At 72.5% G+C, this 14487-nt stretch carries 16 protein-coding genes and 1 riboswitch; of the genes, 6 read left to right on the forward strand and 10 right to left on the reverse strand.

Annotated elements, in window-relative coordinates:
- Window positions 1–266: 266 nt before the first annotated feature.
- The 5 genes from BLW76_RS23140 to BLW76_RS23160 form a co-directional block, all read right to left on the reverse strand.
- Window positions 267–407: a hypothetical protein gene (locus tag BLW76_RS23140; protein WP_162472556.1), complete on the reverse strand. Its 141-nt coding sequence runs from the start codon at window positions 405–407 to the stop codon at window positions 267–269.
- A gap of 147 nt (window positions 408–554) precedes the next feature.
- On the reverse strand, window positions 555–2015 hold the full coding sequence (gene ahcY / locus BLW76_RS23145; protein WP_091310841.1) for an adenosylhomocysteinase: 1461 nt from the start codon (window positions 2013–2015) through the stop codon (window positions 555–557).
- An 81-nt stretch (window positions 2016–2096) separates the two neighbouring features.
- Window positions 2097–2175: riboswitch (S-adenosyl-L-homocysteine riboswitch) on the reverse strand.
- Between the two features lie 31 nt (window positions 2176–2206).
- A complete protein-coding gene (locus BLW76_RS23150; protein ID WP_091310843.1) occupies window positions 2207–2689 on the reverse strand; it encodes a GNAT family N-acetyltransferase in 483 nt (160 codons plus the stop codon).
- A complete protein-coding gene (locus tag BLW76_RS23155) occupies window positions 2686–3351 on the reverse strand; it encodes a hypothetical protein (RefSeq protein ID WP_091310846.1) in 666 nt (221 codons plus the stop codon). Before BLW76_RS23155 ends, BLW76_RS23150 begins: the two co-directional genes overlap by 4 nt.
- Window positions 3352–3407: 56 nt before the next feature.
- Window positions 3408–4298 carry an AurF N-oxygenase family protein gene (locus tag BLW76_RS23160; protein WP_091310847.1) on the reverse strand — a complete coding sequence of 297 codons (891 nt, stop codon included), beginning with the start codon at window positions 4296–4298 and terminating at the stop codon, window positions 3408–3410.
- Window positions 4299–4386: 88 nt separating this feature from the next.
- Between BLW76_RS23160 and BLW76_RS23165 the strand changes: the two genes are divergently transcribed.
- Window positions 4387–5049 carry a TetR/AcrR family transcriptional regulator gene (locus BLW76_RS23165; protein ID WP_091310850.1) on the forward strand — a complete coding sequence of 221 codons (663 nt, stop codon included), beginning with the start codon at window positions 4387–4389 and terminating at the stop codon, window positions 5047–5049.
- 33 nt (window positions 5050–5082) lie between these two features.
- On the opposite strand, the gene BLW76_RS23170 is transcribed toward BLW76_RS23165, so the two are convergent.
- Together BLW76_RS23170 and BLW76_RS23175 are read right to left on the reverse strand one after the other, a co-directional pair.
- Window positions 5083–6111, reverse strand: coding sequence for a DNA polymerase IV (locus BLW76_RS23170; protein WP_091310851.1), 1029 nt, complete (start codon window positions 6109–6111; stop codon window positions 5083–5085).
- 37 nt (window positions 6112–6148) lie between these two features.
- Window positions 6149–6412 carry a DUF3040 domain-containing protein gene (locus BLW76_RS23175; RefSeq protein WP_091310854.1) on the reverse strand — a complete coding sequence of 88 codons (264 nt, stop codon included), beginning with the start codon at window positions 6410–6412 and terminating at the stop codon, window positions 6149–6151.
- 263 nt (window positions 6413–6675) lie between these two features.
- Between BLW76_RS23175 and BLW76_RS23180 the strand changes: the two genes are divergently transcribed.
- Window positions 6676–7737, forward strand: coding sequence for a cobalamin-independent methionine synthase II family protein (locus tag BLW76_RS23180; RefSeq protein WP_091310855.1), 1062 nt, complete (start codon window positions 6676–6678; stop codon window positions 7735–7737).
- Between the two features lie 29 nt (window positions 7738–7766).
- Here the strand turns inward: BLW76_RS23180 and BLW76_RS23185 are convergent, their stop codons facing one another.
- Window positions 7767–8399 carry a LysE family translocator gene (locus tag BLW76_RS23185; RefSeq protein ID WP_091310858.1) on the reverse strand — a complete coding sequence of 211 codons (633 nt, stop codon included), beginning with the start codon at window positions 8397–8399 and terminating at the stop codon, window positions 7767–7769.
- 98 nt (window positions 8400–8497) lie between these two features.
- On the opposite strand from BLW76_RS23185, the gene BLW76_RS23190 reads away from it, so the two are divergent.
- Window positions 8498–9109 (forward strand): GTP cyclohydrolase II, encoded by a 612-nt coding sequence (locus tag BLW76_RS23190; RefSeq protein ID WP_091310860.1) that lies wholly within the window; start codon window positions 8498–8500, stop codon window positions 9107–9109.
- A gap of 111 nt (window positions 9110–9220) precedes the next feature.
- On the opposite strand, the gene BLW76_RS23195 is transcribed toward BLW76_RS23190, so the two are convergent.
- Window positions 9221–9751: a MarR family winged helix-turn-helix transcriptional regulator gene (locus BLW76_RS23195; protein WP_091310862.1), complete on the reverse strand. Its 531-nt coding sequence runs from the start codon at window positions 9749–9751 to the stop codon at window positions 9221–9223.
- Window positions 9752–9847: 96 nt separating this feature from the next.
- On the opposite strand from BLW76_RS23195, the gene BLW76_RS23200 reads away from it, so the two are divergent.
- A complete protein-coding gene (locus BLW76_RS23200) occupies window positions 9848–10810 on the forward strand; it encodes an MBL fold metallo-hydrolase (protein WP_091310864.1) in 963 nt (320 codons plus the stop codon).
- Window positions 10807–12297: an FAD-dependent monooxygenase gene (locus tag BLW76_RS23205; protein ID WP_091310867.1), complete on the forward strand. Its 1491-nt coding sequence runs from the start codon at window positions 10807–10809 to the stop codon at window positions 12295–12297. Before BLW76_RS23200 ends, BLW76_RS23205 begins: the two co-directional genes overlap by 4 nt.
- A 204-nt stretch (window positions 12298–12501) precedes the next feature.
- Here BLW76_RS23205 and BLW76_RS23210 read toward each other — a convergent pair whose 3' ends face one another.
- Window positions 12502–13503 carry a LacI family DNA-binding transcriptional regulator gene (locus BLW76_RS23210; protein ID WP_091310868.1) on the reverse strand — a complete coding sequence of 334 codons (1002 nt, stop codon included), beginning with the start codon at window positions 13501–13503 and terminating at the stop codon, window positions 12502–12504.
- Window positions 13504–13701: 198 nt separating this feature from the next.
- Here BLW76_RS23210 and BLW76_RS23215 point away from each other — a divergent pair, with 198 nt between their 5' ends.
- Window positions 13702–14457 (forward strand): sulfite exporter TauE/SafE family protein, encoded by a 756-nt coding sequence (locus BLW76_RS23215; RefSeq protein ID WP_091310871.1) that lies wholly within the window; start codon window positions 13702–13704, stop codon window positions 14455–14457.
- Window positions 14458–14487: the final 30 nt, after the last annotated feature.

Raw genomic sequence — 14487 nt, forward strand, 5'->3', positions numbered from 1 at the left:
CCGGGGAGGCCCTCACCGCGGCAGGACGAGGTCAAGGGCGTAACACGATCGTGTATGCAGCTGTGTACACGGGCTTGGCGATGTGCTAACACTAACGGGGTCCTTCGGCTCTCCCTCCCCCTCGGAGCCGGAGGACCCTTACTTTTCCGGAAGTGACCGCGTTCGCGGGCGATGTCCAGTGTGGAGACTCGCGGCCCGGACAGGCCGAACGGCCTGGCGCGGCCGGCTTTGCGGCCGGCGCGCCAGGCCGTGGCGGTGTCCCGGGATCAGTACCAGTGCGCCCGGCCACCGATCCGGCGGCCCGTGCCGCCCAGGATGGCCAGTGCCACGCCGGCCACCGCGAGAATGATACCGATGGTGTACAGCACCGGGATGCCCACGATGAACCCGATGACAAGCAGAATCACACCGAGAATGATCACTTGACACACTCCTTCGCATGAGACCCGGCCCGGCTCCGTGCCGTCCGGGCGGATGCGCTCTCGACCGGAGGATGGCCAGTTTCCGGATAAACCAAACTACGGCGAATGGAGCAACCTTGGAGCAGAGCCGGTTCAGTACCGATAGTGATCGAGCTTGTACGGACCCTCGACGTCCACGCCGATGTACTCCGCCTGCGTCTTCGTCAGCTTGGTGAGTTTCACACCGAGTGCGTCGAGGTGCAGACGGGCCACCTTTTCGTCGAGGTGCTTCGGCAGCCGGTGGACGTCGGTGGCGTACTCGCCGGGCTTGGTGAACAGCTCGATCTGCGCGATCGCCTGGTTGGTGAAGGAATTGGACATCACGAACGACGGGTGCCCGGTCGCGTTGCCGAGGTTCATCAGCCGCCCTTCGGACAGCACGATGATCGCGTGGCCGCCCGCGAACGTCCACTCGTGGACCTGCGGCTTGATTTCCTTCTTGGCGATTCCGGGGAGTTTCGCCAATCCGGCCATGTCGATTTCGTTGTCGAAGTGCCCGACGTTGGCGACGATCGCGTTGTGCTTCATGCGGCTCATCTGGTCCGCGGAGATGATGCCGAAGTTGCCGGTGGTGGTGATGAAGATGTCGGCGTCGGCGACGACGTCGTCGAGCTCGACGACGTCGAGGCCGTCCATCGCGGCCTGCAGCGCGCAGATCGGGTCGATCTCGGTGACCGCGACCCGGGCGCCCTGGCCGCGCAGCGCCTCGACCGCGCCCTTGCCGACGTCGCCGTAGCCGCAGACGACCACGCGCTTGCCGCCGATCATCACGTCGGTGGCCCGGTTCAGGCCGTCCACAAGGGAGTGCCGGATGCCGTACTTGTTGTCGAACTTGGACTTCGTCACCGAGTCGTTGACGTTCATCGCGGGGAAGAGCAGCTCGCCGTCCTTGGCCAGCTTGTAGAGCCGCTTGACGCCGTTGGTCGTCTCCTCGGTGACGCCGCGGATCTCCTTGGCCATCCGGGTGAAGCGGTCGCCGTCGGCGGCCAGGCTCGCACGCAGGGTCTCGAGGACGATCCGGTACTCCTCGGAGTCCTCTTCGGACGGTTGCGGCACCGCGCCCGCCGCCTCGAACTCGACTCCCTTGTGGACGAGCAGGGTGGCGTCGCCGCCGTCGTCGAGGATCATGTTCGGGGCCTGCCCGCCGGGGAAGGCGAAGAGCTGGTCGGTGCACCACCAGTACTCTTCGAGCGTCTCGCCCTTCCACGCGAACACCGAGGTGCCCGCCGGGGCGTCCACCGTGCCCGCCGGCCCGACGACGACCGCGGCGGCGGCTTCGTCCTGGGTGGAGAAGATGTTGCAGGACACCCAGCGCACCTGTGCGCCGAGTGCGATGAGGGTCTCGATGAGCACGGCTGTCTGCACCGTCATGTGCAGCGACCCGGCGATGCGGGCGCCCTTCAGCGGCTGGGCGGCGGCGTACTCACGGCGGATCGCCATCAGGCCGGGCATCTCGTGCTCGGCCAGGCGCAGCTGGGTGCGGCCGGCGTCGGCCAGGGAGAGGTCGGCCACGGCGAAGTCGAGGCCGTTGCGGTTCTGCAGTTTGTCACTCATGCTTCGATGCACTCCGGAGTTCGTCGGCGAAAACGCTCGGGAGGCCGAAGTCCCTGTGGGACAACGAAAAAGGCACCTCCCTCGCGGGAGGCGCCCTTGGAGTCGTGGTGCCGGGCCGAGCGTGGCGGAAGTGGCTTCCGTCGCAGCGCCTCTCGGCCCGGCACCAGGATGGCAAAGCCGCCGCGCGGCTGTCAAGCGAGCGATCGGGCCATGAGAACGTCGTCGACGTCGGTGCCGTCGAGGCGGAATTCGCCGCGCAGCACGCCTTCGGTGACGAACCCGCAGCGCTCGTAGACCCGCCGGGCGCCGGTGTTGTGACCCAGCACGCGCAGCGTCAGCTTGCGGGCGCCCTTCCGCCGCGCCGCCGCCACGGCGGCCTCCACGAGCTGCCGTCCGATGCCGAGCCGCTGCCGGTCCGGGTCGACCGCGAGCCCGCCGATCACCAGCACGTGCCGGTGGGCGTCGATGGGGAACCCCGCGGAGAGCCGGACGTAGCCGGCGACCTCGCCCTCGTGCTCGGCGACGAGGAAGTTCCCCGGCCGCGCGTCCTCGCCGAAGAAGGGGGTGCCCGGCTCGGGCGGGGGAGCCGGGGACACGGCCGAGCTCCAGGTGCGCCGGTCGATCTCGGTGAGTGCGGCTTCGTCTTCGGGGCGGGCGAGGCGGATGGTGATCACCGGCTGAGTATCGTCCAGGCCTCTTCGAGGATTCCAGCGAATTCCCGCGGGTCGCGGTTGCCCTCGGAGCTGATGCTCTGCAGGGTCACGGTCAGGTCCGGGCCGGTGTGCTGGCAGACCCGGACCGAAGACCGCTCCGGATCCGGCGCCGACCCGGCGTTCTCCGGGTCGTGGTGCACCAGGCACTGCACGTCCCCGAACCGCACGAGTTCGGTGCCCGGCGCGGCCAGGCCCAGCGCCTCGGCGTCCTGGTACGGCGCGATGAGCCCGGGCGAGGGCGCGCGGACCGCGAGCAACCGGACCGAACGCCGGAGCCGGTCGTCCTGGTACTGCTGCACGACCGCGCCGGCACCGCCGTAGGCCGCCGACACGCGGGCCGTGTCCTCCTTGTCGCTCTTGCCGATCCGGTCGATCGTGGCCTGTCCCTTGGCCTTGTCCAGCTTGGCGATCGCGTCCTGCGCGCGGCTGAGCCCGCCCAGGGTCGGCGGGGCGGTCAGCGGCCCGCCGCTCGGGCCGGCGAGCAGCGTCAGCACCAGCCACGGCACCCCGACCAGGACCGCGCCCGCCACGAAGCCGGCCAGGCCGGTCACGGCCGGCCGGGCGAGCAGCGGGCGGCGCGCCGGCGGCCCGGGTGCCGGTTCGAGCGGGGGATCGGCGGTCACCGTGCCATCGTGGCGCGGCCCGGAACCGCGCGAAAGGGGAATTCCGCCGTCGGCGTTCAGAGCAGGTGCGCGCGCCGCCAGATGCCTTCGGAGCGGCCGCCGATCAGCCCCGCGTCGCTCAGGAACGGCACGATCTTCTCGGCCATCCAGCGGCGCGTCTCGTGGAAGTGCGGGTTCGCCAGCGCCGCGGCGCGGCCTTCGCGCGGGGCGATCCCGACGCTGCGGTAGACCCGCGGGTCGACCATGCTGTCGATGACGCCGTACGCGACCAGCGCGGTCCGCAGCCGGTGCCGCCGCAGCCCCGCCTTCGACAGCTTCGGCGTCTCGCGCAGCACCTCCTCCTTGGCGAACCGGACGTGCCGGGCCTCCTCGACGACGTGGATGCGGTTGACCGAGCGGATCAGCGGCTGGATGCCGTCGTCGTCCATCATCGACCGCTGCAGCCGGTCCGTGGTCTCCTCGGCGACCAGGACACTGGCGAACATCGACGGGCCGGCGGCGGTCGCGCCGAACACCTTCGCGGCGCGGTGCACCACCTTCGGGACGCCGTAGCGGGGGACGCCGAGCCGCTGCGCGGTGCGGGCGAACATCACCGAGTGCCGGGTTTCGTCGCCGATCTCGGTCATCGCGTACTGCGCGTGCTCGGTGCGCGCGTCGAGGTCGAAGACGTACCGGGCGAGCAGCTGCATCAGGACGATCTCGAACCACAGGCCGACGCTCATGATGCTGGCGATCTCGTGCTTGGACAGCTCGATCCGCTGCTCCGGCGTGAGTTTCGCCCAGAGGTCCGTGCCGTGGAGGGAGACGCGCTCGAGCGGCATGTACGCCTTGCCTTCGGCGAGCGGGGCGGCCCAGTCGATATCGACGTACGGGTCGTAGGAGTTCTTCGCGGAGCTCTTGAGCAGGCGAGCCGCGGTGACGTCCCGGTCCTGGGCCTCGACGCCCATGGCGGCCTCCGTAAAGTAGGGGGTACGCGCTGTACTAGCTACTTCGGCAGCGTACACCGCCCGGCGGGTGCCTGAGTAGGCTTTCGCCGTGACCAAGGTCGACGGACGGGCGACGCGCTGGGCGGGCCAGCAGGAACGCCGGCGCGCGGAGTTCGTCGACGCGGCACTGGCGGCGATCGCCGAGCACGGCCCGGACGTCTCGACCGAGCAGATCGCCGAGCGCGCCGGCGTCGCCCGCACCCGCCTGTACCGGCACTTCTCCGACGCGGCGGACCTCCGCCGGGCCATCGCCCGGCGGGCGGCCGAGCTGGTGACCGCGGACCTGGCGCCGCTCTGGCACCCTTCGGGATCGCCGAACGAGATGATCTCCACGGTGATCGCGACGCACCTGCGCTGGCTGACCGAGCACGCCCACCTGCACCGCTACCTGGCCCGCGGCGTCCCGGACGGCCCCGACGTCCGCGGCGCGATCGCCCGCCACCTCAGCACGCTGTTCAGCGGCTACCTGACGGCGTTCGGGCTGGATCCGGCCCCGGCCGACACGATCGCGTTCGGCCTGGTGGGCTACGTCGAATCGGCGACGACCCGCTGGCTGGACCACCCGGGCGAGCTCACCCTGGCCCAGCTGACGGCCCAGCTGACGGGCACGATCTGGGCGATGCTGGACCACACGCTGCGCGCGGGCGGGGTCGAACTGGACCCGGACCGGCCGCTGCCGCTGCCGGAGGAGGTCTCCCGCGGCTCGTCGTGAGTGGTAAGGCGGGGTTCTAACCCGCCTTACCACTCACGACGGCTCTCGCGGGAACTCGGCCCGCACGCCCAGCAGCCGCACCGCGCGGGTCAGCTCGAACATGCCCAGCACCTCCTGCGCCGCCCGGTCGAGCTCCGTCGCGTCCGACGTCGGCTCCGGCAGCGTCACGCTGTGCGTGTGGGTCAGGAACGGCACGAACCGCACCTTGACCGCCACCCGCGCGGCCGGACGGCCTTCCTCCAGGACGTCCTGGGCGACGCGCTTGGCCAGCGCCGAGACCTCGGCCGCCATCTCCGCCGGGTCCGTCAGGTCGCGCTGGAACGTCGTCTCGCGGCTGCGGGACCGGGCCACCCACGGGTTCGCGCTCACCTCGGCGTCGCTGATGCCGCCGCCGAGCAGGCGCAGCCACGGGCCGGTCTTCGGGCCGAACCGGGCCGCCAGCTCCGCGGGATCGCCGCCCGCCAGGTCCAGCACGGTGGTGATCCCCAGGGAGGCGAGCTTCTTCGCCGTCTTGCCGCCGATGCCCCACAGCGCGTCGGTCGGGCGGGCGCCCATCACCGCCCACCAGTTCTCCTGCGTCAGCCGGAAGATCCCGCCCGGCTTGCCGAACCCGGTGGCGAGCTTGGCCCGCAGCTTGTTGTCGCCGATCCCGACCGCGCACGACAGCCCCGTCTCGCGTGCCACCGCCTCCTGGATCGCGGCGGCCAGCGCCTCGGGGTCGTCCGTCTCGGCCCCGACGAACGCCTCGTCCCAGCCCAGCACCTCGACCACCACCGGCAGTTCGCGCACCGCGGCCATCACCCGCGCCGACACCTCGAGGTAGGCGTCCGGGTCACTCGGCAGGAAGACGGCCTCCGGGCAGCGCCGGGCCGCGATCCGCAGCGGCATGCCGGACTGGACGCCGAACTCGCGGGCCTCGTACGACGCCGTCGCCACGACGGCGCGCTCGGTGGGGTCGCCGTTGCCGCCGACCACGACGGGCTTCCCGCGCAGCTCGGGGTGGCGGGCGATCTCGACCGCGGCGATGAACTGGTCGAGGTCGACGTGCAGGACCCACTTCACCCCGCCCAGTCTGCCTCAGATCCGGCGCCGCGCGACCTCAGATCCTGTGCCGCGCCACGTGGGTCCAGACGGTCGCGGTGAGGGCGAGGATCCCGCACAGCGTCACGCCGGGGTCGGGCAGGACCAGGCCCAGGACCAGCAGCGTCACGGCGGTGATGTCGAAGACGATCAGGAGGGCGCTGCGGAGCGCGCGCGACTTCGGCCGGCGGCCGTCGCGCAGTGCGGCCGCCAGTTCCGGGTCGCTGAGCTCGAGGCTGCGCTCGATCTTCTCCAGCTCCGTGCGGTCGTGGTGACTGAGCATCGGGCCTCCTTCGGCGCCGAACCCGCCGTATCGCCGTAGCGAATACCCAATCGTCCTCCGAACGAACCGCCGAACGCCTTCTGAATTCGTGCTTTTCTCTGGGCCAACCGGGTGATCCGCGCTCCGTGATCGGCTTTCACCACGTTAAGTTGCCCTTCGAACGTGGCCGGTCACGCACCGGACGGCGGGTGGGGGCGGCCGGCAGGCCACGTCCTGCCGTCGTGCCGATGGCCGGTCAGGCCCTTCAAACAGCCGGAGGACTCATGACCCTGCCCACCGAACCGATCGGCAGCATCCCGCGGCCCGCGTACCTCGTCGAGGGGCTCGGGGACTTCGCCGCCGGCCGGATCGACGCCGCCGCGCTCGCCGAGCTCGAGAGCCGCGCGCTGGCCGACACGATCCGCCGTTTCGAGGAGACCGGCTCACCGGTGCTGACCGACGGCGAGCAGGGCAAACCGAGCTTCGCGACCTACCCGCTGGCCGGGCTGGACGCGCTGGCGCCCGACGGCGTCGTCATCCCGTTCGCCGACGGCCACACCCGGCAGCTGCCGCGGCTCACCGCGGGGCCGTTCCGCTACGCGACGCACGCCGACTCGTACCTCACGCGCGCGAAGAAGCTCACCGACCGCCCGGTCAAGCAGGCGGTGATCGCCGCGTCCGCGCTGTCGCTGATCTACCCGGGCGACGGCATCGAGGGCTATTCGCAGGAGCAGTTCGTCGCCGACCTCGTCGACGCGGCCGAGGCCGACATCCGGGGCAGCCTCGAGGCGGGCGCGGACAGCGTGCAGATCGACTTCACCGAAGGGCGGCTGTCGCTGAAGCTCGACCCGTCCGGTGGGCTGCTGCGGCAGTTCGTCGAGCTCAACAACGCCGTGCTCGACCGGTTCACCGCCGAGGAACGCGCGAAGATCGGCGTCCACACCTGCCCGGGCGGCGACCAGGACTCGGTGCACAGCCTCGACGTCGACTACGCGGGCCTGCTGCCGGCGTTGTTCGACCTCAAGGCCGGCCGGTTCTTCGTCCAGCTGGCCAGCGAGGCCGACCCGGAGCGCGCGCTGCGGGTGATCGCCGACAACCTCAAGGCCGACCAGCGGGTGTTCGTCGGCGTCACCGACCCGATCGACCCGCGCGTGGAGACCGCCGAGGAGGTCAGGGACCGCGTCCTCACCGCGGCGAAGTACGTGCCGGCCGAGCGGCTCGGCACCTGCGACGACTGCGGGTTCTCGCCGTTCGCCGACGACACGTCGACCTCGCGCGACATCGCGTTCGCGAAGATCGCGGCCCGCGTGGAGGGCACCCGGCTGGCGTCGGAGAAGCTCGGCTGAGCCCGGCGGCGTGAGCCCCTTCGGCGGGCTCACGCCGTTTCGGCGGCGACCTTCAGCCCGAGGGCGACGAGCACGGTGCCCAGCACGGCGTCGAGGCCCCGGCGGACGCGGCCGGCGCTGAAGAACTTCTTCAGCGCCCCGACCACGACGGCGAGGGTGACGAACCACAGCACGGTGCCGGCGGTGGCGATCGCGGCGAGTTCGAGCGTCTGCAGCGTGGAGCCGTCGGCGGGCAGGAACTGGGGCAGCAGGGCCAGGAAGTAGACGGCGACCTTGGGGTTGAGCAGGTTCGTCACCAGCCCCTGCCGGAAGGCGGCCCCGGCTGTGAGCTGCCGGCCCCCGGTGCCTGCCGCGAGATCCCGGTACTCGCCGCGGCGCACGGCCAGCCAGGCCTTGACGCCGAGGAACACGAGGTAGGCGGCCCCGGCGAGCTTGACGACGGTGAAGGCGACGGCGGAGGCGGTGAGCACGGCGGCGACGCCCAGCGCGATCGCGACCACCCACGCGAAGACACCGAGCGCGATCCCGGCCCCGGCGGCGATCCCGGCCCGGCGGCCGCCCGAGAGCGAGGAGCGCGTCACGACGACGAAGTCGGGCCCGGGCGACATCGCCCCGAGCACGACGACCAGCAGGAACGAGGCGGCGGTGGCACCGGGGATCATGGCCAGAGGATACGACCCGCCCGCCACGGGTTTTCGCGGAAGTTCGAATTTGAACCTCGTGTAGGGTCGATCTTGTGGGTGACTCCAGGGGCGCGGGCATGACGGCTGAAGTGCGGACGCGGGTGCGGATCCCGCTGCGACTGGACGGCGGCGTCGCGGTCGACGCCGAAGCCGTCACCTTCCGCGGCCTGGCCGACGGCGGTGAGCACCTGGCGTTCGTCCTGGGCACGCCGGGCGAGGTGCCGCTGGTGCGGCCGCACTCGGAATGCCTGACCGGCGACGTCTTCGGCTCGGCGCGCTGCGACTGCGGCCCGCAGCTGGCCGAGGCCGTCACGCGGATCTCCGAGGCCGGTGGGTACCTGCTGTACCTGCGCCAGGAGGGCCGGGGGATCGGGCTGTACAACAAGCTGGACGCGTACGCCCTGCAGGACGGCGGCCTCGACACCTACGCCGCGAACGCCGCGCTCGGCCTGCCCGAGGACGCCCGCGACTACACGGTCGCCGCGCAGATGCTGGGTGCGCTCGGGGCCGGCCGGGTGGACCTGCTGTCGAACAACCCGGACAAGGCGGCCCAGCTGCGCGCGGCCGGGATCGCGGTGCGCGACCGCGTGCCGACCGGGGTGTTCGCGACGGAGAGCAACGTGCGGTACCTGCGGGCCAAGGCCGAGCAGACCGGGCACACGCTGAGGCTGCCCGGCTTGGCGAGCTGACCCGGACGACACGCGTACCCGGGCGGACGACACGCGTGTCTGGAGGGTCGACACGCGTGCTCAGGCGGACGACACGTGTGATTGGGGGGTCGACACGCGGCCGGAGGGTGGTCAGGCCAGGCGCTGGGCCGCCGCGGCCGCCGGGCTTGTGGTCAGCTTCTCCAGCAGGCCGATCAGGGTGTTCTGTTCCGCCGGCGTGAGTGCCGCCGCCCAGGCCTGCTCGCGTGTGTTGTGCTCCTGGTAGGCGTCGGTCACCGCCGTGTGGCCCGCTTCGGTGAGCGCCAGCCGGACCGCGCGGCGGTCGTGGGGGACCGGGGTGCGCGTCACCAGGCCGTCCCGCTCCAGGGTTTTGACCAGTGCCGACACCGCCGCCCGGCTCATCCCCGCGAGCCGCGCCGCGTGGCGGGACTCCAAGGGGCCCGCCAGCCACAGCACGAACAACACGCGGAAGCCGCCCCAGCTCCAGCCGCGTGGGCGGTGGACCGTCGACTCCCAGTCGTAGACCAGCGCGCCGGCCAGCCGGTGCAGCGTCAGGCCGAGGCGCATCGCCACCGGGTCGGTGGCGGGCAGTTCGGCCTGCGTCTTCCCGATCGCGTAGTCGACGAACGAGAGGTAGTCGAGGTCGGCCGGTCGGTCGGTCATGCGGCCCAGGTTAGGGGAGACGGGTTCCCCGCGGCGGCCCGGCGGGCTAGCCTGACCGCGGATGGTCAATCCTTTGACGATCAAGGAGCGCTCGCCGTGACGAAGAAAGCCTTCGCCTCTTCGGCCGACCTGGCGGAGAAAGCGCAGACCCTGGAAGTCCTCGCGGACGGCGTCTACGCGCTCACCGCCGAAGGCGACCCGAACATCGGCGCGATCGAAGGCGAGGACTTCCTCGTCTGCTTCGAAGCGCTCGCCACGCCCGTCGCGGCGGGGGAGTGGCTCGCGAAACTGCGTGAGCACACCGACAAGCCGATCCGGTACCTGGTGCTCAGCCACTACCACGCCGTGCGCGTGCTGGGCGCGTCCGCGTTCGACGCCGACGTCATCGTCGCGCACGAGAACACCCGCGCCCTGGTCGCCGAGCGCGGCAAGGAGGACTGGGAAAGCGAGTTCGGCCGGATGCCGCGGCTGGCGAAGGGCGCGGAAACGGTGCCCGGGCTGACCTGGCCGACGCTGACTTTCTCCGACCGGCTCACGATCGACCTCGGCGGCGACCGCGGCGACCTCGTCCTGCAGTACTGCGGACGCGGCCACACCGAGGGCGACATCGTCGCCTGGCTGCCCCGCGAAAAGGTCCTCTACGCCGGCGACCTCGTGGAAGCCGAAGCCGCGCTGTACACCGGTGACGCCTTCCACCGCGACTGGGCTTCGTCCACTTTGGACCGGGTGGCCGCGTTCGGGGCCGAGACCCTGATCGGCGGCCGCGGCGGGGTGAGCCGCGGCCGGGCAGCGGTCGAGGCCGCCATCGCGCAGACCCGGCACTTCCTCGACACGATGATCCGCGAGGTCGGGGCGGTCCGCGACGCCGGCGGCACGCTCAAGGAAGCCTTCGAGCGCACGTACGCCGCCCTGAACGACCGGTACGGCCACTGGCCGATCTTCGAGCACTGCCTGCCCTTCGACGTCTCGCGGCTGTGGGACGAGCTGGGCGGCGTCGAACGGCCGGTGGTGTGGACGGCCGAACGCGACCGCGAAGTCTGGGGCCGGCTGCAGGGATGACGGTCGCGGTCCTCGGCAGCGGCCCGGTCGGCCAGACGGCCGCGCTCCTGCTCGCGCGCCGGGGCGTGCCGGTGGTGCTCGTCGACGAGCACGCCCGACGCGAACACGTGGGCTCCAAGGCCATCTGCCACCAGCGCGACACCCTGGACGTCTGGGCGTGGCTCGGCGCGGGGTGCCTCACCGAAGAAGGACTGACCTGGACGACCGCGCGGACGTTCCACCGCGACCGCGAGCTGTTCGCCCACCGGCTGCCGGACGCGGGGTCCGCGCTCCCGCCCTTCGTCAACCTCTCGCAAGCCCGCGTGGAGGAGGTCCTGGACGAGCTGATCGCGCGGCAGCCGCTGATCGACGTCCGCCGCGGCCACCGCGTCACCGGGCTGAGCCAGCCGGGCTGCGTGGTGGTCGAGTGCGCCACGGCGGACGGACCTCGCCGGATCGAAGCGGACTACGCGATCGCGTGCACCGGCGCCCGCGGCGACGTGGTGCGCCGCGCGGTGGGGGAGCACCTGGCCGGCGTCTCGTTCGCCGACCTCTTCCTCATCTGCGACATCCGCGCCGACCTCCCCGGCTGGGCGGCCGAGCGGCGGTTCTTCTTCGACCCGCCGTGGAACCCCGGCCGCCAGGTGCTGATCCACCCGTGCCCCGGCTCGCGGTTCCGGATCGACTGGCAGGTGCCCGACGGCTACGACCTCGCCGCCGAGGAGGGCGGCGGGGCACTGGACCGCCGGATCCGGGCGATCATCGGCGACCGGCCGTACGAGGTCGGGTGGCGGTCGGTCTACCGCTTCCACACCCGGCTCGTCCGCCGGATGCGGGTGGGCCGCGTGCTGCTGGCCGGCGACTGCGCGCACCTGTTCGCGCCGTTCGGCGCCCGCGGGCTGAACTCGGGGGTCGCGGACGCGGAGAACGCCGCGTGGAAGCTGGCGTCCGTGCTGCGCGGCGAAGCCGGCGAAGGGCTGCTGGACAGCTACCACGCCGAGCGGCACGCGGCGGCCGTCGAGAACGCCGAGGTGACGTCGGCGACGATGGACTTCCTGGTCCCGCAGGACGACAAGCAGCGACGGCACCGGGCCGACGTGCTGGCCAGGGCCGCGCGGGACCCCGCCGCGCACGCGGAAGTCGACTCGGGGCGGCTGGCCGAGCCGTTCTGGTACACCGGATCGCCGCTGACCACCCCGGACCCGGCCCGCCCGTTCGCCGGCCGCCCGCCCCGCGGAGCCTTGCCGCCACCCGCGCCCGGCATCCTGCTGCCGGACGTCACGGTCGCGGGCGGCCGCCTGCGTGACCTGGCACGACAGGGATTCCTGCTGCTGACGACGCCGGGCGCGCCGGCGGCGGGCGTGCGGTCGGTGGAGATCCCGGTGGGCGGGGCACTGGGCGCGCGGCCGGGCGAAGCGTGGCTGGTCCGCCCGGACGCGTACGTCGCCGCGGTGCTCCGGGACCCGGCGGCGGCCGGCCGCGCGCTGCGGCGCGCGACCGGTGGCTGACCGGCCACAGTGGACGGACGGCTAGTGCCGCGCGTCCGAGGTCCGTCGACAGCGGCCGGGCGATGCGCCCCAATGTGGCGTTCGGTGCGTCAGACGCACCCAATGTGGCGTTCGGTGCGTCAGACGCAACCAACGCCACATTGGGGCGCTCGGGTCACACGGCTTCGGCCACGCCGGACGGCAAACGACTTGCGACGCGCGACGCTAGGGCACCCGGGTCGACTCGCGGACCACCAAGGACGTCGGGACGATCAGCGGCTCGTCCGGCGGCGGGGCGCCGGCCAGGCGGTCCAGCAGCAGCCCGGCCGCCGTCTCGCCCATCTGCCGCAGCGGCTGGTGGATCGTGGTGAGCGGGGGCTGGGTGTGCGCGGCGAGCGGGATGTCGTCGAAGCCGACGACGGCGACGTCGCCGGGGACCGTGCGGCCGGCTCGGCGCAGCCCGGCCAGCACGCCCGCCGCCGTGAGGTCGTTGTGCGCGAAGACCGCGTCGAACTCCGGGCCCGTTTCGAGGAGTTGGAGGATCGCCGCCTCACCGCTTTCGCTCGTGAAGTCGCCTTCGATGATGAGGCGCGGGTCGAGGGTCAGGCCCGCGTCGAGGACGACCTCGTTGAAGCCGTTGAGGCGGTCGGCGGTGCAGCCGAAGCCGTGCGGCCCGGTGACGGTGGCGAGCCGGGTGCGGCCGGTGTCCAGCAGGTGTCGGGCCGCGGCCGCGCCGCCGTGGCGGTTGTCCGTGCCCACCGACGGGAACGCCGGGCGGCGGCCGCGGTCGTCGATCACCACGACCGGCAGCCCCGAGTCGTGCAGCACGCGCAGGTGGCGCACGGCGTCCGGCGGTTCCACCAGCAGCAGCCCGTCGAACGCCTTCGCCGACACCTGGCGGGAGAACTCGCCGAGGGAGTCGGCGCCGCGGTTGGTGGTGGACAGCAGCAGGCCGTAGCCCTTCGACTCCACGACGTCGGCGACGCCCTGCAGCACCTCGCCCATCCACGGCCAGGTCAGGCCCGGCACGAGCATCCCGACCGTGCGCGTCACGCCGCGGGCCAGCCCGACCGCGCCGGCGCTGGGGATGTACCCGGTCGCGGCGATCACCTCGCGCACCCGGATCGCGGTCGCGGCGTCGACGTCGGCCTTGTTGTTGAGCACCCGCGACACGGTCGTCTTGCTCACCCGCGCGCGGCGGGCGACCTCGGCGATCGTGACGCGCATCCGTCCTCCCGAGCGCGGGGTGGCGAGCCCTGTGGTGTCAAGGTACTCGCCCGCGGGCCCGCCGCGAGCCGTCCGAGATCGATCAAGTGCGGACGACATCCGCGCCGCCGCCCGCTCCGGTCCGATGTGGACAATGCAGTCGTATAACGGCCTATACCCGCCGGCGAGGCTGCGCGGCCGGCGTGGTGAGATGACAACGTGATCATCGACCCGTGGGTGCTGCTCCTGCTCGTGCTGGCCGGCGTCGGCGCCGGCCTGACCGGGGCCACCGCCGGGCTCGCGTCGCTGGTGTCCTACCCGGCCCTGCTCGCCGCGGGACTGCCGCCGGTGACCGCGAACGTCACCAACACCGTCGCCATGCTGGGCACCACCGCAGGCGCCGCGGCCGGGGCCCGGCCCGAGCTGGCCGGGCAGCGGCGCCGGCTCGTCCCGCTGTGCGCCATCACCACCGTCGGCGGCGCGTGCGGCGGCTTCGTGCTGCTGCTGACGCCGTCCGACGCGTTCACCGTCATCGTGCCGTGGCTGATCGGCGGGGCGTCGCTGGTGCTGATGGCCGGGCCGCGGCTGCGCCGGCTGGCCGAAGGCGCCGAGCACCACGGCCTCGGCCCGGCGACCGGCGTGGTCGCGTTCCTGATCGGCGTCTACGGCGGCTACTTCGGCGCCGCCGCGGGCGTGCTCATGCTCGCGCTGCTGGTCACCGTCTGGAGCCAGCCGCTGGCCCGGACGAACGCGGCGAAGAACCTGGTCACCGGCTCGGCGAACCTTCTCGCCGCGATCGTCTTCTCGGTCACCGGGAAGGTCGTGTGGCCGGCCGCGCTCGCGGTCTGCCTCGGCTCGCTCGGCGGTTCGTGGCTGGGGTCCGCGCTCGTGCGGCGGCTGCCGGCGACGCCGCTGCGCATCGGGATCGGGTTGGGCGGACTGGGCCTGGCGGTCGTCCTCGGCCTGCGGGCATGATCGGCGGGGTATTCGGCGAGCAGGAGACCA

Origin of the sequence: Amycolatopsis tolypomycina, from assembly GCF_900105945.1 — a bacterium.
GTDB lineage: Bacteria > Actinomycetota > Actinomycetes > Mycobacteriales > Pseudonocardiaceae > Amycolatopsis > Amycolatopsis tolypomycina.